Origin of the sequence: Streptomyces sp. NPDC056128 (assembly GCF_042263835.1) — a bacterium.
In the GTDB taxonomy this organism is placed as follows: domain Bacteria; phylum Actinomycetota; class Actinomycetes; order Streptomycetales; family Streptomycetaceae; genus Streptomyces.
On sequence record NZ_JBHJVQ010000002.1, the window covers coordinates 379,579 to 398,811 of the forward strand.

Sequence of the window (19,233 nt, forward strand, 5' to 3'; positions counted from 1 at the left end):
ATGGGCGCGTGCAGGCAACCACCACGGCAGTGTCCCGGCCCCGTGTCGGCGAGCGGATCATGGCCGCCATCAACCGCGACCCGCTCGCCGCCCCGCACGGCACCCGCAACGACGCCGTGCTCGCCGCGGTCCTCCTCACCGGCGCCGTCTGCCTCGCCCTGTTCACCGACGAGGGGCGCCGCCCGGACGCGCTCGGCTGGACGCTGCTGGTCGCCGCGCACGTCCCGATCGTGTGGCGGCGGCGCCACCCGCTGCTGGTGCTCATGGCGGGCGTGGCCCTCGTCGGGCCGTACCACGCGATGGACAACAACCACGCCGCGCCCGGCGCCGCCACCTACGTGGTGCTCTACACGCTCGCCGTCACCGGCCGCCCCCTGCGCACGATCCTGACCGGCATCGGGGTCCTCACCGTCTCCGTCAGCATCATGCTCACCGTCAACACCCACCAGGCCATCGAGCTGATCCGCATCTCCGGCTGGGTGATCGCCGTCCTCTTCTGCGGCGTCGACGTCCGCTACTACCGCCAGTACGTCGCCTCCATCGTCGAACGCGCCGAACGCGCCGAACGCACCCGCGAGGAGGAGGCCCGCCGCCGCGTCGCCGAGGAACGCCTGCGCGTCGCCCGGGACCTGCACGACCTGCTCGCGCACAGCATCACCCTCATCGGCGTGCAGACCTCGGTCGCCGCCCACGTCCTGACGGCCGACCCCGGGCGCCTGGACCGGGCCGCCGTCGCCAAGGCCCTCGACGACATCGCCGAGACCTGCCGGAGCGCGCGCGGCGAACTGCGCACCACGCTGGAGGTGCTGCGGGAGCAGGACGCCACCGACGCCCGCGACCCGCTGCCCGGACTGCACGGGCTGCCCGACCTCGCGGAGACCGCCCGGGGCGCGGGCGCACGCGTGGAGCTGTCGGTGCGGGCCGACGCCGTCCCGCCCGCGGTCGGCGCCGCCGTCTACCGCATCGTGCAGGAGGCGCTGACCAACTCCGTACGCCACGCGGGCCCGAAACCGTCCGTCCACGTCGAGGTGCGCGCCGAGCGGGGCGCCCTGCGCCTGTCCGTCACCGACGACGGCACCGGGCCCGACCCCGCCGGCACCCCCGGCTTCGGCCTCGTCGGCATGCGGGAGCGGGCCCGCAGCGTGGGTGGCACACTCGACGCCGGGCCGCGGGAGGGCGGCGTCGGGGGCGGCTTCGAGGTGACGGCCGTGCTGCCGACGCCCGCCGCACCGCCGGGGCCCGCCCCGACCCTGACGCACCTGATCCCGGAGAGCGACCGATGACGATACGCGTGCTGCTCGCGGACGACCAGAACCTCGTCCGCGCCGCGTTCGCCCTGCTCGTGGCCTCGGCGCCGGACATGGAGGTGGTCGGCGAGGCGGGCACCGGCCGCGAGGCCGTGGAGCTGGCCCGCGCCGAACGCGCCGACCTCGTCGTCATGGACGTCCGCATGCCCGACCTGGACGGCATCGAGGCGACCCGGCTGATCGCCGCCGACGAGGACCTCGCGGGCGTGCGGGTGCTGGTCCTCACCACCTACGACACCGACGAGAACATCGTGGAGGCGCTCCGCGCGGGCGCCTCCGGGTTCCTGGTCAAGGACACCCGGCCCGCCGAACTCCTCGACGCCATCCGCACGGTGACGGCCGGTGACGCGCTCCTGTCGCCCGGACCGACTGCCCGCCTGATCGAAAGGTTCCTGCGCAGCCCCTCCACGCCCGCCGCGGGCACCGCGGGACCCGACTGCCTGTCCGACCGGGAACGCCAGGTGCTCGCCCTCGTCGCACGCGGCCTCAACAACACGGAGATCGCCGACTCCCTGGGCCTGAGCCCCCTGACCGCCAAGACCCACGTCAGCCGCATCATGGGCAAGCTGGGGGCGCGGGACCGCGCGCAACTGGTCATCGTGGCCTACGAGTCGGGGCTGGTGATCCCCGGCGCCGGGTGAGCCTCGGCGCCGGCCGACCTTCGGCGCCGCACCGCCAACCTTCGTCACCCCGCCGTAGACCGACGGAGGACAGCGGACCACCGCCCGGCCCCGGCACAGTGGGCCCATGGAGAAGACCAGCACAGGCACGGGAAGCAAGGGGATCAGCCGCGCCCGGTTCCTGACGGGGGCCGCCGCGGTGGGCCTCGCGGGCGCGGTGCTGCCGGCGACCGGCGCACGGGCGAGCGCCCCGAGGACCGGGGGACACCGGGGCCTGACCCGGCGGGGCGTCGTCTACACGGTCGGCGCGGGGGAGACCCCGGGCACGGCGTGGGACGCCACCCGCATGCGCGCCGACATCCGCGCCATCCGCCGCGCCCTGCACGCCAACACCGTGGACGTCACCGGCGACGGCGTCGAACGCCTCACCGCCACCGCCGCCGAGGCCGCCGAACAGGGCCTGCACGTCTGGCTCCAGCCCACCCTCGGCGACGTCCCCCAGCGGGAGATCCTGGAACACCTCGCCGAGTGCGGCCGGTTCGCCGAGCGGCTGCGACGGCAGGGCGCGAGCGTCGAACTCAGCGTCAGCTGCGAGTTCTGGCTGTTCGTCCCCGGCATCATCCCCGGCGCGACGGCCACCGAACGCATCGAGAACCTCCAGAGCGGCAACCTGGACTTCGAGCAGGTCCAGCGCCGCCTGAACGCCTTCACCGCCAAGGCGGCCGAGGTGGGCCGCTCCGTCTTCGACGGCCGGCTCGGCTACGCCGCCGCCCAGGACGACGACGTCGACTGGAGCCTCTTCGACATCGTCGGCGTCGACTACTACTCGTACCACCGCGACCCCGCCGACCACGTCCGGGAGCTGCGCCGGTACCAGAGCTGGGGCAAGCCGGTGGCGATCACCGAGTTCGGGACGTGCACGTACCAGGGCGCGCCGAGCGCGGGCGGCATGGGCTGGGCCGTCGTCGACCACGAGAAGGACCCGCCGGAGATCAAGGGCGGCCTGGTCCGCAGCGAGCGCACCCAGGCCGACCACCTGACGGACCTCCTGTCGGTCTTCGAGTCCATGGGCCTGTACGCGGCGATGGCCTTCGAGTTCCTCACCGCCGACGCCCCGCACCGCCCGGACGACCCCCTGCACGACCTGGACATGGCGAGCTACGCCATCACCAAGCCCGTCAAGGACCGCCCCGACGACCCCGCCTCGCCCTGGCACTGGGAACCGAAGGAGGCCTTCCACGCCCTGGCCCGGCGCTACGGCCGGTGCTGCTAGCGGCGGCCCGTTCGGACGCGGCCCATTCGGGCGCGGTCGGCTCGCGGGCCGGGAACCGACGCGGTCAGGTGGTCACGGACGCGTGCCGACCGCCAGGTCCGGGCGACGTCGGGCGCTCGACCGCGAAAGGACGTGGCAATGCGACTCACTGGCCCGATAGCCGGCCGCCTCAGGAGGTGCGCCGCGGTCGCCGTCGCGGCACTGACCTGCTCCACGGTGCTGACCGGTGCCCCCTTCGCCGCGGTGGCCGGCGGCCCGGCACCCGCGGTCCCCGCCCCCGAGCTGGACTGGCGGCCCTGCCCCGAGGACGGACGGTACGACTGCGCGACGGCGAAGATGCCGCTGGACTACGCGAACCCCGGCGGGCGCACCATCGACCTGGCCGTGGTGCGGCGGAAGGCCACCGACGCCGCCCGGCGCGTGGGCACCCTGCTGTTCAACCCCGGCGGCCCCGGCGGACCGGGCACCGTGCAGATGCCGCAGAACTACGAGTCCTTCCCCGCCGAGGTCCGGGAGCGGTTCGACATCGTCAGCTGGGACCCGCGGGGCATCGGCAACAGCACGGCCGTGAACTGCTTCGCCGACCCGGCGGACGCCGAGACCTGGACCGCCACCCACCCGGCCGGGTTCCCGGTGGGCGCCGAGGAGCGGGACGCCTGGATCGACGCCTTCCGGGAGCTGGGCCGGGCCTGCGAGGCCCGCGACGCGGAGCTGCTGCGCCACGTCTCGACCGCCGACACGGCCCACGACCTCGACCGGCTCCGCGAGGCGCTGGGCGAGGAACTCCTCACCTACCTCGGCATCTCCTACGGCACGATCCTCGGCGCGACCTACGCCAACCTGTACCCGGACAAGGTCCGTGCCCTGGTGCTCGACAGCAACATCGCCCCCACGGCGTGGACCAACGACGGGTCGGAGCAGGCCAGGCTCCCCACCTTCCTGCGCACCGGCGCGGACCGCTCGGCGGCCGCGACGCTGGAGCAGTTCCTGTCCCTGTGCGGCTCCGCGACCGCCGGGACCTGCCCGTTCTCGGCCGGCACCGCGCAGGCCACCCTGGACAAGTTCGAGGACCTGACGGAGCGCCTGCGCGAGGAGCCGGTCGAGTCGTGGACGTACGCCAGGACGATCGGGGACGTCGTGAACAGCCTGTACGTCGTCGACCCCGGGTGGGCGGAACTGGCCGCCCGGCTCCAGGCCCTGTGGCAGGGGCAGGCCCCCGAGGCCGCCGCCGCGCCCGCCGTGACGCCGCCCGTCCCGACGCCGTACCAGGGCGACGAGCAGGCGGCCGCGGTCATCTGCGGCGACAGCCCCAACCCCCGTGACCCGGCGAAGATGCACGCGCTGGAGGAGGAGGCCGCCGCACGCTCGGGCGACGCGGGGCGCTTCTGGACGTGGGCCGCGGAACCCTGCGCCACCTGGCCCGCGACCTCCCCCGACCGCTACACGGGGCCGTGGGACCGGCCGACGGCGCACCCGGCGCTGGTGGTCGGCACCACCTACGACCCCTCGACCCCGTTCACGAACGCCGAGACCATGGCCGAGGAACTGGCCGGCGCCCGGCTGCTCACCCACCACGGCTACGGACACACCGCGCTGCTCAACCCCAGCGACTGCGTCGGCGACCACGTGAGCCGCTACCTCGTGGACGGCGTCCTCCCGCCGGCCGGGACGACCTGCGAACCGGACACCCAGCCCTTCGAGGCACCCGAGCCGCGCGGCGGAGTGTCCACCGGAGGCGGCGGGACGGCGGGCCGGTCCTAGCCCCGGCAGTACACGTCGGCGGCCGGCCGCTGTCCCGTCGCGAGGAAGCGGGAGACGGTCCGGTCGCCGCAGGCGTTGCCGTTGGCGAGGTAGGCGTCGTGGCCGGTGGAGTCCACGGTGACCATGACCGCGCGCCGGCCGAGCGCCTCCCGCATCTTCTGGGCGCCGGCGAGCGGGGTGTTGACGTCCCGCTCGTTCTGAACGAGCAGCACGTTGGACGGCCCCCGGTCGGTGATCCGCACCGGGGCCTCGCGCGGCGGGTACGGCCAGGCGGCGCACAGCATCGCGTTGCGGGGCATCCCGGCGGTGAGCGGGTACTTGGCGCGGCTCTCTGCGACGCCCTTCTCGTACACGGCACGGGAGGCGGGCCACGCCACGTCGTTGCAGAGCGTGCCGGCGCCCACGGCGATCACGTTCTGCAGCACGGCCTCCGGCGGCGCCTGGGGCGCGGGCGGCACGGTGCCCCGCGCCGCGGCCCGCATCAGCCCGGCGAGCGTCGGATAACGGCCGGGGGATGCAAGGCTGTCCAGCATGGTCTGGCGCAGCACATTGCCGTTCAGCTCCTCGGGATTGGCGCCGGGCCACGGGATCGGCTCCCGGTCGAGCCGGGCGGCGAGCCGCAGGAACAGCGGCCGTACGTCGGCGGCCCGGCGTGCCAGGCGGTCCGGGTTGCCGGGCTGGGACGCCCATGCGGCGAAGTGCGGGAAGGTGTCCTCGACCCCCTGCTCGTGCGCGGCGAGCCAGGCTCGGTTGACGCGGGCCGGGTCGGGGTTGTCGACGCTGTCCAGCACGAAGCGGTCGGTGCGGTGCGGGAAGAGCTGCGCGTACACTGCGCCGACGTACGTCCCGTACGACACCCCCCACGCGGAGAGCTTCCGCTCGCCGAGCGCGGCCCGGAGGCGGTCGAGGTCGCGGGCCTCGTTCGCGGTGCTGAGGTGCCGCATCAGCTCGCCGCCGTTGCCTACGCAGGCGTCCGCGACGCGCCGGGCGGTGTCGAGGTTCCCGTCGATCGAGCCGTCGGGGGCGGGCCAGGGGCGGAGCCTGGAGGTGGCGAGGTCGGCGGTCTCCAGCCCGCAGTCGACGGAGGAGGAGGGGGCGAGCCCGCGCGGCGCGAACCCGACCAGGTCGTAGGCGTCCCGGACTTCGCGCGGCAGCTTCTGCCCCTTCCCCGAAGGATCGTTGAGGCTGGATCCGCCCGGCCCGCCGGGGATGAGCAGCAGTGTTCCGCGCCGGGCGTCCGGATCCTCGCTCCGGATGCGCGAGACGGCGATGTCGATACGGGGGCTGTCGGGATCGGCGTAGTCCATGGGCACCTGGAGCGTGGCGCACTGCTGACGGGGGTCGGCGGCGCCCCCGCCGCAGTCCGTCCAGGTGAGGGTCCCGGCCGGGTCCGCGGTCGCGGCGGAGGCGGTGAACGGCGCGGTGATCCCGAGGAGTGCGGTGGAGACGCCGACGAGGGCGGCGTCGCGGATGATTCGCTTGCGCTGCGTCATACGACGAGCCTCACGGATCTCCGGTGCCGCCCACATCCGGGCAACAACCCTATTCGTATGGGGGATTACCCGAGGAAATACCCCAGCACCGGCCCTACTGCAGGTGCCGGGCGAGGAACCTGTCCCCGTCCCGCACCTCGAACCACGGGGTGCCGGTGTGCCCGCCCATGTTGGCGTGCAGCGTCTTCTCCTTGCTGCCGAAGGCGTCGAAGAGGTCCAGGGCCCGCTGCCGGGGGTTCCCCTCGTCGTCCCACTGCAGCAGCACCAGCAGCGGAACGGAGACCTGCCGTGCCTCCTCGCGCTGGGCGCGGGGCACGAAACCGCCGGCGAAGAAGCCGGCGGCCGCGACGCGCGGCTCGGCCACCGCGAGGCGGATGCCGAGGGCCATCCACCCCGAGTACCCGACCGGGCCGCCGATCCCGGGCAGCGCGAGGAGGGCGTCCAGGGCGGTCCGCCATTCCGGTGCCGCGTGCTCGACCAGCGGGCCGACCAGGGACTCGAAGATCTCGTCGACCGGCTCCCCGGCCCGCATCGCCCGGTGGAGGTCGGCGCGGACCCGCTCGTCGGCCGCGGAACGGGGCCGGTCACCGCACCCGGCGGCGTCGATGGAGGCCACCGCGTAGCCGGCCGCCGCGGTGTGCCGGGCCCGGGCCACCAGCCGGGGCTCCGTCCTGGCCATGCCGTTGTTGTGGGCCATCAGGACCAGCGGGACCGGTGCGGCGGATTCGGAGTCCGGCGTCCACAGGGTGCCGGGGATCTCGCCGAGGGTGAATTCGCGGGCGACGACACCGTCGTCGAGGCGTCGTTCGGAAGTGAAGTGCATGGTCGTGCCTTTCGGGAGTGCGCTGGAACGGCGCTCCCGGACGACGACCTATCGCCCGACCGTGACCCCGGAGGAGAGCACCCACGTCGAAACGTTCACGGGTACCACCTCCTCGTCCTGTCGCACGGCCACCGGGAAAGTAGCAGCGCTCGCCGTGGGCCGCCAACAGGTTTTCCGCGGCGCACGCCGATGTCGGCAGTCGTGGCGAGGCGCCCCGGGGCATGCGCGAGAATGGGCGGCATGAGTCTGTTCCGCGACGACGGCATCGTGCTGCGCACCCAGAAGCTGGGTGAGGCGGACCGGATCATCACCTTGCTCACGCGCGGTCACGGACGCGTACGTGCCGTGGCGCGCGGGGTGCGGCGGACGAAGTCGAAGTTCGGGGCCCGCCTCGAACCGTTCTCACACGTCGACGTGCAGTTCTTCGCCAAGAACAGCGAGCTGGTCGGGCGCGGGCTGCCGCTGTGCACGCAGAGCGAGACCATCGCGCCGTACGGCGGCGGGATCGTCACGGACTACGCCCGCTACACCGCCGGGACGGCCATGCTGGAGACGGCCGAGCGGTTCACCGACCACGAGGGCGAGCCGGCGGTGCAGCAGTACCTGCTGCTCGTCGGCGCGCTGCGCACCCTCGCCCGGGGCGAGCACGCGCCGAACCTCGTGCTCGACGCGTTCCTCCTGCGCTCGCTGGCCGTGAACGGGTACGCGCCGACCTTCGGGGACTGCGCGAAGTGCGGCCTGCCCGGTCCGAACCGGTTCTTCTCGGTCGGGTCGGGCGGCTCCGTCTGCGCCGACTGCCGGGTGCCCGGCAGCGTCGTACCCTCGCCGCAGGCCCTGGAACTGCTCGGGGCGCTGCTCACGGGAGACTGGGGGACCGCGGACGCGTGCGAGCCGCGGTACGTGCGGGAGGGCAGCGGGCTGGTGTCCGCCTATCTGCACTGGCACCTGGAGCGGGGCCTGCGCTCCCTGCGGTACGTCGAGAAGTCCTAGGCAGAACACGCAGAAACACGCAGAAACACAGTACGAGGAGACGAGAGACACATGGCGGTACGCGGGATCCTGGGGCGGCAGCGCCGGGAGTACAGGACGCCGGAGCCGCACCCGTCCGGCGCGCGGCCCCCGGGCCTCGGTGAGCTGGTCCCCGAGCATGTGGCGATCGTCATGGACGGCAACGGGCGCTGGGCCAAGGAGCGCGGGCTGCCGCGGACCGAGGGACACAAGGTCGGCGCCGAGCGGGTGCTCGACGTGCTCCAGGGCGCGATCGAGATGGGCGTGAAGAACATCTCCCTGTACGCCTTCTCCACCGAGAACTGGAAGCGGTCGCCGGACGAGGTGCGCTTCCTGATGAACTTCAACCGGGACTTCATCCGCAAGACCCGCGACCAGCTCGACGAGCTGGGGATCCGCGTGCGGTGGGTGGGCCGGATGCCCAAGCTGTGGAAGTCCGTCGCCAAGGAGCTCCAGGTCGCCCAGGAGCAGACCAAGGACAACGACCGGCTGACGCTGTACTTCTGCATGAACTACGGCGGCCGCGCCGAGATCGCCGACGCCGCGCAGGCCCTCGCGGAGGACGTACGGGCCGGGAGGCTCGACCCGTCGAAGGTCAACGAGAAGACCCTCGCGAAGTACCTGTACTACCCGGACATGCCGGATGTGGACCTGTTCCTGCGGCCCAGCGGCGAGCAGCGCACGTCCAACTACCTGCTCTGGCAGAGCGCGTACGCCGAGATGGTGTTCCAGGACGTGCTGTGGCCCGACTTCGACCGGCGCGACCTGTGGCGGGCGTGCCTGGAGTTCGCCTCCCGCGACCGGCGGTTCGGCGGGGCCATCCCGAACGAGGAGCTGCTTGCCATGGAGGGCAGGCAGGAGTAGCCGTCGGCGCCCGCTGGGGCGCTCGGGTGCTTCCGGGGTGTGTCACCGCGCCGGTCGCGGTGGCCGGCCCGGGGCCCCGCCCATGCTGGCGGCATGCCCGAGGAGCCCTCCGCGTCCCCGCCCGACGTCCGGCGTACGGCCGTCATGACCGTGCTCACGGTGCTCGCGGGCGCCGTGGACGCCGTCAGCTTCCTGACGATGGGCAAGGTCTTCTGCGCGCTGGCCACCGGCAACGTGCTGTTCCTGTCGTTCGCGCTGGCCGGGGAGGGCGACGTGCCGGTGGCGCGGCCCGCCACGGCCATCGGGGCGTTCCTGGTGGGGGCCGCGGTGGGCGCCGTACTGCTGACGTGGCTCGCGGCGCGCGGGCGGCCGTGGTTCGCGGTCGGGCTGGCCGGTGAGGGCCTGCTGCTGGCGCTCGCCGGTGGCGTGGCCGTGGGGCGGCACGGCACCGGGGCGGTGGCCGGGGCGGACCTCGCGGTGGTCGGGACGGTGGCGCTGGCCATGGGGCTGCGGGCCTCCACGGCGCTGCGCGTGCACATGCCGGGGATGCCGACGCTGCTGAGCCAGACCGCCATCGCCCAGCTCGTCAACGACGTCCTGAGACATCCGCGCGCGGCGCTGCGGGGGATGACGGGCCGGCAGCGGCAGGCCAGGACGCGGTGGACGGCGACGGTGACCGGGATCTTCGCGGGCGGCGCCCTGGGCACCCTGCTCCTGGTGCCCCTGGGCACCGGCCGGGCCCTGTTCGCCATCGCCGCGGTGGTACTCCTCCTGGCGGCGGCGAACCTGACGACCGGGCCGACCGAGCGCCGGACGCCGACACCGCCGGGCGGCCCGTAGGCCAGTCGGCCTCGCATCGTAGGCCCGCAGGCCCGTAGGCCCGCAGGCCTGTCGGCTGGGTGGATCGTCGGCCTGGGGCCTGGGGCCTGGGGCCTGGGGCCTGGGGCCTGGGGCCTGGCGGTCTGCCGGTCTGGCTGCCTGCGACCTGCCGACCTGCCGACCTGGAGGGCATCCGCAGACTGGCGGCCTGCCGGTCTGGCGGCCTCGCGGTCTGCGGTCTGGTGGCCCGCCGGTTCTGGCTGCCTGCGGCCTGCCGACCTGGCGGACTCCGCAGACTGGCGGCCTGCGGTATGCCGATCTGGCGATCTGGCGATCTGGCGATCTGGCGGTCTGGTGGCCTGCCGGTCGGCCGGTCGGCCGGGCGGCCGGTCTGCGATCTGCCGGTCTGGTGGCCTCGTGGCCTGTGGCCTGCCGGCCTGCGGCCTCACGGCCTCGCGGCCCCCGCAGGCCCGTCGCGCGGTCAGGTCGGCGTCGGGGCTCGCCGATGCGCGGCCGCGGTTCCCCGGGCCAGATCCGCCGGAGGCCTACGCGCAGTCGGCGCAGGTGCCGAAGATCTCCACGGTGTGGGCGACGTTGACGTAGCCGTGTTCGGCGGCGATGGTCTCGGCCCACTTCTCCACTGCGGGGCCCTCGACCTCGACGGCCTTGCCGCAGGAGCGGCAGACCAGGTGGTGGTGGTGGTCGCCGGTGGAGCAGCGGCGGTAGACGGACTCGCCGTCGGCGGTGCGCAGGACGTCGACCTCGCCGGCGTCGGCGAGGGACTGAAGGGTGCGGTAGACCGTGGTGAGCCCGACCGAGTCGCCCTTGTGCTTGAGCATGTCGTGGAGCTCCTGAGCGCTGCGGAACTCCTCGACCTCCTGGAGAGCCGCCGACACGGCGGCCCGCTGCCGGGTGGCGCGGCCCTTCACGGGCGGTCCAGCGGTCGTCACCGGATTCCTCCTCACGTCTTGGCGGCTTGCCGGGCCATTGTGCCAGCCCGGTTCGCCGGCGGTCAGACGCCGACCTCGTCGGTGGCCCCCCGGGTGGCCGGAATCTTGCACTCCGCCGGATCCGACGCGGGTCCCGCGACGGTGGCCGCTCGCGCGCGTCGCCGGGCGAGCGGCGCCGCCAGCGCGGTCAGCAGCACGAACGCGCCGATGGTGAGCAGCACGATCGTCGCGCCGGGCGGCACGTCCTGGTAGTACGAGGTGACCGTGCCGCCGATCGTCACGGTCACGCCGAGCGCGACGGCGATCGCGAAGGTGGCGGCGAAACTGCGGGTGAGCTGCTGCGCGGCGGCCACCGGGACCACCATCAGCGCCGACACCAGCAGCAGCCCGACGACACGCATCGCGACCGTCACCGTCACCGCGGCCGTGACGGCCGTCAGCAGGTTCAGCGCGCGCACCGGCAGGCCGGTGACCCGGGCGAACTCCTCGTCCTGGCTGACCGCGAACAGCTGCCGGCGCAGGCCCAGGGTGACCAGGACCACGAAGGCGGCCAGCACACAGATCGCCGTGACGTCGGACTCGCTCACCGTGGACAGGGAGCCGAAGAGGTACGAGGTGAGGTTGGCGCTGGAGCCCGTCGGCGCGAGGTTGATGAACATCACACCGCCGGCCATGCCGCCGTAGAAGAGCATCGCGAGGGCGATGTCGCCGCGGGTCTTGCCGTACCAGCGGATCAGCTCCATGAGGACCGCGCCGAGCACGGAGACCAGGGTCGCCATCCACACCGGGGACCAGGAGAGCAGGAAGCCGAGGCCGACGCCGGTCATCGCCACGTGGCCGATGCCGTCGCCCATGAGGGCCTGGCGGCGCTGGACCAGGTAGATGCCGACGGCGGGGGCGGTGATGCCCACCAGGACGGCGGCCAGCAGGGCCCGCTGCATGAAGGCGTAGTTCAGGATTTCCATAGTCGTCGCCTTCTCAGCTCAGCAGGCCGGTGCGGATCGGTTCGGCGTCCGACGGCGCGTGCGGGTGCACGTGGTCGTGGCCGGGCAGCGCGTGCTGGCCGACCGCCTTCGGGGGCGGGCCGTCGTGCAGCACGCAGCCGTCGCGGAGCACCACGGCCCGGTCGATCAGCGGCTCCAGGGGGCCCAGCTCGTGCAGGACGAGGAGGACCGTCGTACCGGCCGCGACCTGCTTCCTGAGCGTCTCGGCCAGCACCTCCTGGCTGGCCAGGTCGACGCCCGCCATCGGCTCGTCCATGATCAGCAGTTCGGGTTCGGCGGCGAGCGCACGGGCGATCAGCACGCGCTGGTGCTGGCCGCCGGAGAGGGCGTTCACCGAGTCCTTGGCCCTGTCCGCCATGCCGACCAGGGCGAGGGCGCGGCGCACGGCCTCGTGGTCGGCCTTGCGCAGGATGCCGAAGCGGGCCCGGGAGAGCCGCCCGGAGGAGACCACCTCGGTCACCGTCGCGGGGACGCCGCCCGCGGCCGTGGTGCGCTGCGGGACGTAGCCCACGCGCGCCCAGTCGCGGAACCGGCGCCGCTCCGCGCCGAACAGCTCGATCTCCCCGGCGGTGACCGGCACCTGGCCGATGACGGTGCGCACGGCCGTGGACTTGCCCGAGCCGTTGGCGCCGAGCAGCGCGACGACCTCGCCGCGGCGCACGGTCAGGTCGATGCCGCGCAGGACGGGGCGTGAGCCGAGTTCGGCGCGCACGCCGCGCAGCGAGATGACGTTGACGGGCTCGCTCATGCCGCCCTCCGGTGAGTTGATCACTTGGCTCCCAGGGCCGTCCGCAGGGCCTTGAGGTTGGCTTCCATGACCTGGAAGTAGTCGTCGCCGCGGGACTTGTCGGTGATGCCCTCGATCGGGTCGAGGACGTCCGTCTTGAGGTTCGCGTCCTTGGCGACCGTCTTCGCGGTCTTGTCGCTGACGAGCGTCTCGTAGAAGACCGTGGAGACGCCGTCGGCCTTCGCCATCTTCTCAAGCTCCTTGACCCGGGCGGCGCTGGGCTCGGACTCGGGGCTGAGGCCGCTGATGGCCTCCTCGGTCAGGCCGTAGCGCTCGGCGAGGTAGCCGAAGGCGGCGTGCGTGGTGATGAAGACCTTGGTGTCGGTGTCCTTCAGCCCGGTCTCGAACTCCGTGTTCAGGGCGCCGAGCTTCTTGACCAGGGTCTCGGTGTTCTTCTTGTAGTCGGCGGCGTGGTCGGGGTCGGCCTTCTCGAAGGCCTTGCCGACGCCCTCGGCGACCTCGGCGTACTTGACCGGGTCGAGCCAGATGTGGGGGTCCTTGCCGCCCTCCTCGCCGTGCTCGTGGCCGTGCTCTTCCTCGGCGTGCTCATCGGCGTGGTCGTGCTCGGCGGCGTGCCCGCCGACCTCGGAGCCGTGCTCCTCCAGGGCGGTCAGCGTGGCCGCGTCGATCTTCGTCTTGGCGCCGGACTGGGCGATGGCCTCGTCGGCGGAGGGCTGGAGGCCCTTGAGGAAGAGTGCGGCGTCCGTCTCCTCCAGCTGGGCGCGCTGCTTGGCGCTGATCTCCAGGTCGTGCGGTTCCTGGCCGGGCTCGGTCAGACTGGTGACGTTGACGTGGTCGCCGCCGATCTGCTCGGCGAGGTAGGCCATGGGGTAGAACGACGCGACGACGTCGAACTTGTCCGTGTTGCCCGCCGCCGCGCTGTCGCCGGCGCAGGCCGAGAGGGTCCCGAGGCCGAGAGCGGCGGCCGCGGTGACTGCTATGCCGGATATGTGACGTCGTCGTACGTTCATGGGATTCATTTTCAACAAATATGGAAACGGTTGTCAACAAGCGGTCGTATCGGGGGCCCGCGGATCCGGCGGGGCCCCGATTTGGTTGAGGGGCAGTCCGCGCCGGTAACCTGAAGCATTCTCTGGAAGCATCTCGCTTCGTCGCCCGTCGTCGTAATGAAGAGAGCACCGTGGCCGCCGACAAGATCGACACCATCGTCAGCCTGAGCAAGCGCCGTGGCTTCGTATTCCCCTGCAGTGAGATCTACGGCGGTCAGCGTGCCGCCTGGGACTACGGTCCGCTCGGTGTCGAGCTCAAGGAGAACCTCAAGCGCCAGTGGTGGCGCTACATGGTCACCTCGCGCGAGGACGTCGTCGGTCTCGACTCCTCCGTGATCCTGGCCCCCGACGTCTGGGTGGCCTCCGGTCACGTCGCCACCTTCACGGACCCGCTGACCGAGTGCACCTCCTGCCACAAGCGGTTCCGCGCGGACCACCTGGAGGAGGCCTACGAGGAGAAGAAGGGCAAGGCTCCCGAGAACGGCCTGGCCGACCTCAACTGCCCCAACTGCGGCAACAAGGGCACCTTCACCGAGCCCAAGCAGTTCTCCGGCCTGCTCTCCACCCACCTCGGTCCGACCCAGGACAGCGGCTCCGTCGCCTACCTGCGTCCGGAGACCGCCCAGGGCATCTTCACCAACTTCGCCCAGGTGCAGACCACTTCGCGCCGCAAGCCGCCCTTCGGCATCGCCCAGATGGGCAAGTCCTTCCGCAACGAGATCACGCCCGGCAACTTCATCTTCCGGACCCGCGAGTTCGAGCAGATGGAGATGGAGTTCTTCGTCAAGCCGGGCGAGGACGAGAAGTGGCAGGAGTACTGGATGGAGCAGCGCTGGAACTGGTACACGGGCCTGGGTCTCCGCGAGGAGAACATGCGCTGGTTCGAGCACCCGGCCGAGAAGCTCTCCCACTACTCGAAGCGCACCGCTGACATCGAGTACCGGTTCTCCTTCGGCGGCAGCGAGTGGGGCGAGCTGGAGGGTGTCGCCAACCGCACCGACTACGACCTCTCCTCGCACGCGAAGGCCTCCGGCCAGGACCTCTCCTACTTCGACCAGGAGGCCGGCGAGCGCTGGACGCCGTACGTCATCGAGCCGGCGGCCGGTGTCGGCCGGGCGATGCTCGCCTTCCTGCTCGACGCGTACATCGAGGACGAGGCGCCGAACGCCAAGGGCAAGCTGGAGAAGCGCACGGTGCTGCGGCTCGACCCGCGGCTGTCCCCGGTGAAGGTCGCCGTGCTGCCGCTGTCCCGCAACCCCGAGCTGTCGCCCAAGGCGAAGGGGCTCGCGCAGGCGCTGCGGCAGAACTGGAACATCGAGTTCGACGACGCGGGCGCGATTGGTCGCCGGTATCGGCGTCAGGACGAGATCGGGACGCCGTTCTGTGTGACGGTGGACTTCGACACGCTGGACGACAACGCGGTGACCGTGCGGGAGCGGGACACCATGAAGCAGGAGCGTGTGTCGCTGGACCAGATCGAGGGATACCTCGCTTCGAGGCTCGTCGGCTGCTGACCGCCGGTCGGTGTTGCCGTACCAGGGGGCTCTGCCCCCTGGACCCCCGGCCTGTGCCCACCCACCACCCGACTCGGTCGGGAGGGGGGTGGGCGTTTCGGTTTCGGGGGCCTGGGGTCTCGGTTCGGGCTTCCCGGCTCAGCGGCCCTGCAGTGACTTCACGTTGTCGCCGAAGGTCCAGTTCTTCGAGCCGTCCCAGTTGAGGGACCACGTCATCAGGCCCTTGAGGGCGCCGTTGTAGTGGTTCCAGGCCTGGGCCACCAGGGACGGGGGCATGTGGCCGCCGCCCGCGCCGGGCTGTGCGGGCAGGCCCGGGACCTGCTTGTCGTAGGGCACCCGGATCGTCGTGCCCTGGATGACCAGGCCCTTGTCCAGGCAGTCGGTCTGCTTGGTGAAGCCCTGGACTGTGCCGGCCGAGTAGGAGTCGCCGGAGCAGCCGTACATGCTGCCGTTGTAGTACTGCATGTTCAGCCACCACAGGCGGCCGTTGTCCGCGTACTTCTTGATGATGGGGAGATACGCGCCCCAGATGGAGCCGTAGGTGACGCTGCCGCCGGTGACGTAGGCGGTCTCCGGGGCCATGGTGAGGCCGAAGTTCGCGGGCATGCGGGCGAGCACGCCGTCGATGATGCGGATCAGGTTGGCCTGGGGCGTGGAGAGTTGGCCGATGCTGCCGCTGCCGGTCAGGCCGGTCTCGATGTCGATGTCGATGCCGTCGAAGTTGTACTTCTTCAGGATCGGCACGATCGTGTCGACGAAGCGGTCCGCCACGGCCGTCGAGTTGAGGTCGATGCCGGCCGTCGCGCCGCCGATGGAGAGCAGGATCGTCTGCCCGGACGCCTTGGCCGCGCACATCTCCGCGGGCGTCGCCACCTTCACGCCCGTGTCCATGCCGTCCTCCCACAGGGCCGTTCCGTCGGAGCGGATGACCGGGAAGGCCGCGTTGAGCACGTTGTAGCCGTGGGCGCCGATGCGCGAGTCGGTGATGGGCGTCCAACCGAAGGGCGGGTGCACGCCGTTGGCGGCGCCGTCCCAGTTCTCCCAGTAGCCCTGGAGGACCTTGCCGGCGGGCTTGGACTTCACGGCGCAGGTGTCGGCGGCGGGGACGGCCCCGGGTGCCGGTGCGGGTGCGGCGGACGCGGTGGTGGCCCCCAGCGGGGCCAGGACGGTGGCCGCCAGTGCGGCGGCGAGTAGACGGATCTTGCGGCGCATCTTGCGGCGGAACTCGCGGCGGATCATGCCGGGCCTCCCGGTGGGGGGTGCGGTGAGGTGTCGTAGGCATGACAGTGGTGTGGTCCAGACCTTTCGTCAAGAGGTCTGGACCAGGAACAGGTGGGGCTCAGTCGATCGTCCGCGGCAGGCGCAGGCTCAGCAGGCCCGTCAGGACCACCGTCGCCAGCTGGACGAGGAGGGTGATCACCAGCGCATCGCCCATGCCCGCGCCCGGGACCAGGGAGAGGAACAGCGTGCCCAGCGTGGCCACGCCCAGGGCCAGCGCCGACTGCTGGGCCGTGATCATGACGCCGCTGCCCACGCCCGCGCGCTCGGGCGGGACCTCCGACAAGACGATCCGGAAGACCACCGGGAGCTGGAGCGCCTGCCCCGCCCCGGCGACCGCCGCGCCCGGGAGGAGTTCGACCAGGCCGAGGTCCGGCCAGGAACGCCACGCGGCCAGCGTCATCAGCGCCAGGCCCACCCCTTGCAGGGCGGCGCCCGCCGTCACCACGCGGGTGCCGTACCGGGCGACCAGCCGGGGACCGGCCAGGGAGCACAGGAAGAACGTCACCGCCAGCGGCGCCAGGGTCAGCCCGGCGGCCACCGGGCCCAGTCCCGCGCCCTGCTGCAACGCCACCGCGATGACGAACATGAAGCCACTGAAGCCGATCGAGAACGGCACCAGCAGCAGCAGCCCGCGCCGCAGGGGGACGATCGCGAACAGGCTCGGCGGCACCAGCGGCGTGCGGCCCGCACGGTCGGCCCGGCGCTCCACCGCGTAGAACGCCGCCGCGAGGAGCGGGAACGCGGCGAGCGACAGCCACGTCCACAGCGGCCACCCCGCCGCCCGGCCCTCGGCGAGCGGCACCAGCAGGGTCAGCAGCGACGCCGCCAGCAGGAGGGTGCCCGCGACGTCCACCGGCTCAGGGCGCGCGGAGCGGGTCTCCGGGACCGCGCGGGCGGCCAGGAACAGGCCGACGAGGACGACCGGCACGTTCACCAGGAAGACGGAGCGCCAGCCGGTGCCGGCAATGTCCGCCGCGACCAGGACGCCGCCCAGGATCTGCCCGGCCACCATCGACAGGCCGGCCGTGGCCCCGTACAGGCCCATGGCCCGCGCGCGCCGGGGGCCGGAGGTGGTCGCCTGGATGGTGGCCAGCACCTGCGGCAGCATCGCGGCCGACGCGGCGCCCTGCGCCACCCGGGCCGCCACCAGCGTCCAGGCGTCCGGCGCCAGTCCGCAGGCCAGCGAGGTGAGCCCGAAGGCCGCCATGCCGCCCAGGAACAGCCGGCGTCGCCCGAACAGATCGCCGAGCCGGCCGCCGAGCACCAGCAGGACGGCGTACGCCACTCCGTACCCGGCGACGACGAGTTCCAGGACCGCCTCGCCCGCGGACAGGTCCGCGCCGATGGTGGGCAGGGCGACGTTGACGATGAAGAAGTCGATCAGCGGGAGTGCGGCGGCCAGCAGCACCGTGAAGAGTCCGAGGCCGCCGAGCGCGGGTGGCGCCGGGACGGTCGCGCGGACGGGGCGTGAAGTGATGGTTTCGGTCACGTGGACGAGCCTGCGACCCTTTCCAGGGTGGTACCAGAGTCTCCTTGTCCTGGTAGAAGGAGCACCTGGCAACAGGGTCCGGACCGCGGCACGCTGGAGGTATGACGACGATGACGGCCCAGGACTCGGCGCCGGGAGCCCGGCCCGGGCACGCGGGCTCGGAGGTCCGGCGGCACGAACTCGCCGCCTTCCTGCGCAGCCGCCGCGAACGCATCGCCCCCGAGCAGGTCGGGCTGCCCCGCGGGCGCCGCCGCCGGACACCCGGGCTGCGGCGCGAGGAGGTCGCCCAGCTCTCGGCCGTCGGCGTCACCTGGTACACCTGGCTGGAGCAGGCCCGCGACATCCAGGTCTCCGTGCAGGTCCTCGACGCCCTCGCCCGCGCCCTGCTGCTGGACCCGTCCGAGCGCGCCCACCTCTTCCAGCTGGCGGGGGCCGTCGACCCGACGCCCGCGACGGTCTGCCCGGTCATCACCCCGGCGCTGCGCGCCCTGTTGGAGCAGTTCGAGCCGTACCCCGCGTGTGTGCAGAACAGCCGGTACGACATCCTCGCCCACAACCGCACGTACGGGCTGCTGCTGTGCGACCTGGACGCGGTGCCGCCCGAGGACCGCAACTGCATGATCCTCTCCTTCACCCACGAGCCGTGGCGGTCCTCGATCGTCCACCTGGAGGAGACCCAGCGGCTGATGGCCGCCCGGTTCCGCGCCTCGATGGCCGGTCATCTCGGCGAACCGGGCTGGAAGATGCTGCTCAAACGGCTGCGGACGCAGTCGCCGGACTTCGGCGAGGTGTGGGAGCGGCACGAGGTCCTCGCGCACCGCGGCAAGCGCAAGGAGTTCCTCAACCGGTACGTCGGCCGGCTCCGCCTCGACCACACGGACCTGTGGCTGGGGCCGGAGGCCGGGCCCCGGATGGTGACGTACGCGCCCGCCGACGAGGACTCCCGGGAGCGGCTGGCGCGGCTGCACGCGATCGCCCTGGAGCGTGAGGTGGCCCCGGCAGGGTGACGCCGTCGGGGTGACGCCCGAGGTGCGGGAACGCGGAGTTGTGCGGAAGGTGATGTTCCCAGGGTTTCCCACCGCACGGACAGGGCGAGGACGAACAGTCATGGCTGAGCAGAAGTCGGCGCAGACACTCCCGCGGCCGTTGCACGCGGCCGCTTCCACGGTACGGAAGGTGCCGGGCGCCACGACGGTCGGTAAGGCCGCCGAGGGCGCGCTGGAACGGATC

General features: G+C 72.6%; 17 protein-coding genes. 9 read left to right on the forward strand and 8 right to left on the reverse strand.

The window, feature by feature from the left end; all coding sequences use genetic code 11:
- The first annotated feature begins 8 nt into the window (after positions 1-8).
- The 4 genes from ACFC1X_RS05645 to ACFC1X_RS05660 all read left to right on the forward strand — a co-directional run bounded on the left by ACFC1X_RS05645 (position 9) and on the right by ACFC1X_RS05660 (position 4,961).
- A complete protein-coding gene (locus ACFC1X_RS05645) occupies positions 9-1,283 on the forward strand; it encodes a sensor histidine kinase (protein WP_376349029.1) in 1,275 nt (424 codons plus the stop codon).
- Complete coding sequence (locus ACFC1X_RS05650; RefSeq protein WP_376349031.1) at positions 1,280-1,948, forward strand: response regulator; 669 nt, start codon at positions 1,280-1,282, stop codon at positions 1,946-1,948. Before ACFC1X_RS05645 ends, ACFC1X_RS05650 begins: the two co-directional genes overlap by 4 nt.
- Positions 1,949-2,054: 106 nt before the next feature.
- On the forward strand, positions 2,055-3,200 hold the full coding sequence (locus ACFC1X_RS05655; RefSeq protein ID WP_376349033.1) for an abortive phage infection protein: 1,146 nt from the start codon (positions 2,055-2,057) through the stop codon (positions 3,198-3,200).
- A gap of 138 nt (positions 3,201-3,338) precedes the next feature.
- Positions 3,339-4,961 carry an alpha/beta hydrolase gene (locus ACFC1X_RS05660; protein WP_376349034.1) on the forward strand — a complete coding sequence of 541 codons (1,623 nt, stop codon included), beginning with the start codon at positions 3,339-3,341 and terminating at the stop codon, positions 4,959-4,961.
- Here the strand turns inward: ACFC1X_RS05660 and ACFC1X_RS05665 are convergent.
- Both ACFC1X_RS05665 and ACFC1X_RS05670 read right to left on the reverse strand, forming a co-directional pair.
- Positions 4,958-6,454: an alpha/beta hydrolase gene (locus ACFC1X_RS05665; protein WP_376349035.1), complete on the reverse strand. Its 1,497-nt coding sequence runs from the start codon at positions 6,452-6,454 to the stop codon at positions 4,958-4,960. The two genes, ACFC1X_RS05660 and ACFC1X_RS05665, sit on opposite strands and share 4 nt — an antisense overlap.
- A gap of 94 nt (positions 6,455-6,548) precedes the next feature.
- On the reverse strand, positions 6,549-7,277 hold the full coding sequence (locus ACFC1X_RS05670; protein WP_376349037.1) for an alpha/beta hydrolase: 729 nt from the start codon (positions 7,275-7,277) through the stop codon (positions 6,549-6,551).
- 240 nt (positions 7,278-7,517) lie between these two features.
- On the opposite strand from ACFC1X_RS05670, the gene recO reads away from it, so the two are divergent.
- The 3 genes from recO (at position 7,518) to ACFC1X_RS05685 (ending at position 9,989) form a co-directional block, all read left to right on the forward strand.
- On the forward strand, positions 7,518-8,267 hold the full coding sequence (recO, locus tag ACFC1X_RS05675; RefSeq protein WP_161329502.1) for a DNA repair protein RecO: 750 nt from the start codon (positions 7,518-7,520) through the stop codon (positions 8,265-8,267).
- A gap of 51 nt (positions 8,268-8,318) precedes the next feature.
- Positions 8,319-9,149 carry an isoprenyl transferase gene (locus ACFC1X_RS05680; RefSeq protein ID WP_376349039.1) on the forward strand — a complete coding sequence of 277 codons (831 nt, stop codon included), beginning with the start codon at positions 8,319-8,321 and terminating at the stop codon, positions 9,147-9,149.
- A gap of 93 nt (positions 9,150-9,242) precedes the next feature.
- Positions 9,243-9,989 carry a YoaK family protein gene (locus ACFC1X_RS05685; RefSeq protein WP_376349041.1) on the forward strand — a complete coding sequence of 249 codons (747 nt, stop codon included), beginning with the start codon at positions 9,243-9,245 and terminating at the stop codon, positions 9,987-9,989.
- 524 nt (positions 9,990-10,513) lie between these two features.
- On the opposite strand, the gene ACFC1X_RS05690 is transcribed toward ACFC1X_RS05685, so the two are convergent.
- From ACFC1X_RS05690 to ACFC1X_RS05705, 4 genes are all read right to left on the reverse strand, one after another.
- Positions 10,514-10,918 (reverse strand): Fur family transcriptional regulator, encoded by a 405-nt coding sequence (locus tag ACFC1X_RS05690; protein WP_376349042.1) that lies wholly within the window; start codon positions 10,916-10,918, stop codon positions 10,514-10,516.
- Between the two features lie 62 nt (positions 10,919-10,980).
- A complete protein-coding gene (locus ACFC1X_RS05695; protein WP_376349043.1) occupies positions 10,981-11,883 on the reverse strand; it encodes a metal ABC transporter permease in 903 nt (300 codons plus the stop codon).
- A 13-nt stretch (positions 11,884-11,896) separates the two neighbouring features.
- A complete protein-coding gene (locus ACFC1X_RS05700) occupies positions 11,897-12,670 on the reverse strand; it encodes a metal ABC transporter ATP-binding protein (protein WP_376349045.1) in 774 nt (257 codons plus the stop codon).
- Between the two features lie 20 nt (positions 12,671-12,690).
- Complete coding sequence (locus tag ACFC1X_RS05705; protein ID WP_376349047.1) at positions 12,691-13,680, reverse strand: metal ABC transporter substrate-binding protein; 990 nt, start codon at positions 13,678-13,680, stop codon at positions 12,691-12,693.
- A gap of 170 nt (positions 13,681-13,850) precedes the next feature.
- Between ACFC1X_RS05705 and ACFC1X_RS05710 the strand changes: the two genes are divergently transcribed.
- On the forward strand, positions 13,851-15,233 hold the full coding sequence (locus ACFC1X_RS05710) for a glycine--tRNA ligase (protein ID WP_376349048.1): 1,383 nt from the start codon (positions 13,851-13,853) through the stop codon (positions 15,231-15,233).
- 138 nt (positions 15,234-15,371) lie between these two features.
- Here ACFC1X_RS05710 and ACFC1X_RS05715 read toward each other — a convergent pair whose 3' ends face one another.
- Both ACFC1X_RS05715 and ACFC1X_RS05720 read right to left on the reverse strand, forming a co-directional pair.
- A complete protein-coding gene (locus ACFC1X_RS05715) occupies positions 15,372-16,472 on the reverse strand; it encodes a chitinase (RefSeq protein ID WP_376349050.1) in 1,101 nt (366 codons plus the stop codon).
- A 100-nt stretch (positions 16,473-16,572) separates the two neighbouring features.
- The gene (locus ACFC1X_RS05720; RefSeq protein WP_376349052.1) at positions 16,573-18,003 is read right to left on the reverse strand and encodes an MFS transporter; all 1,431 of its coding nucleotides are present in this window, start codon (positions 18,001-18,003) and stop codon (positions 16,573-16,575) included.
- Between the two features lie 101 nt (positions 18,004-18,104).
- Between ACFC1X_RS05720 and ACFC1X_RS05725 the strand changes: the two genes are divergently transcribed.
- Positions 18,105-19,010, forward strand: coding sequence for a helix-turn-helix domain-containing protein (locus tag ACFC1X_RS05725; protein WP_376349054.1), 906 nt, complete (start codon positions 18,105-18,107; stop codon positions 19,008-19,010).
- Positions 19,011-19,233: the final 223 nt, after the last annotated feature.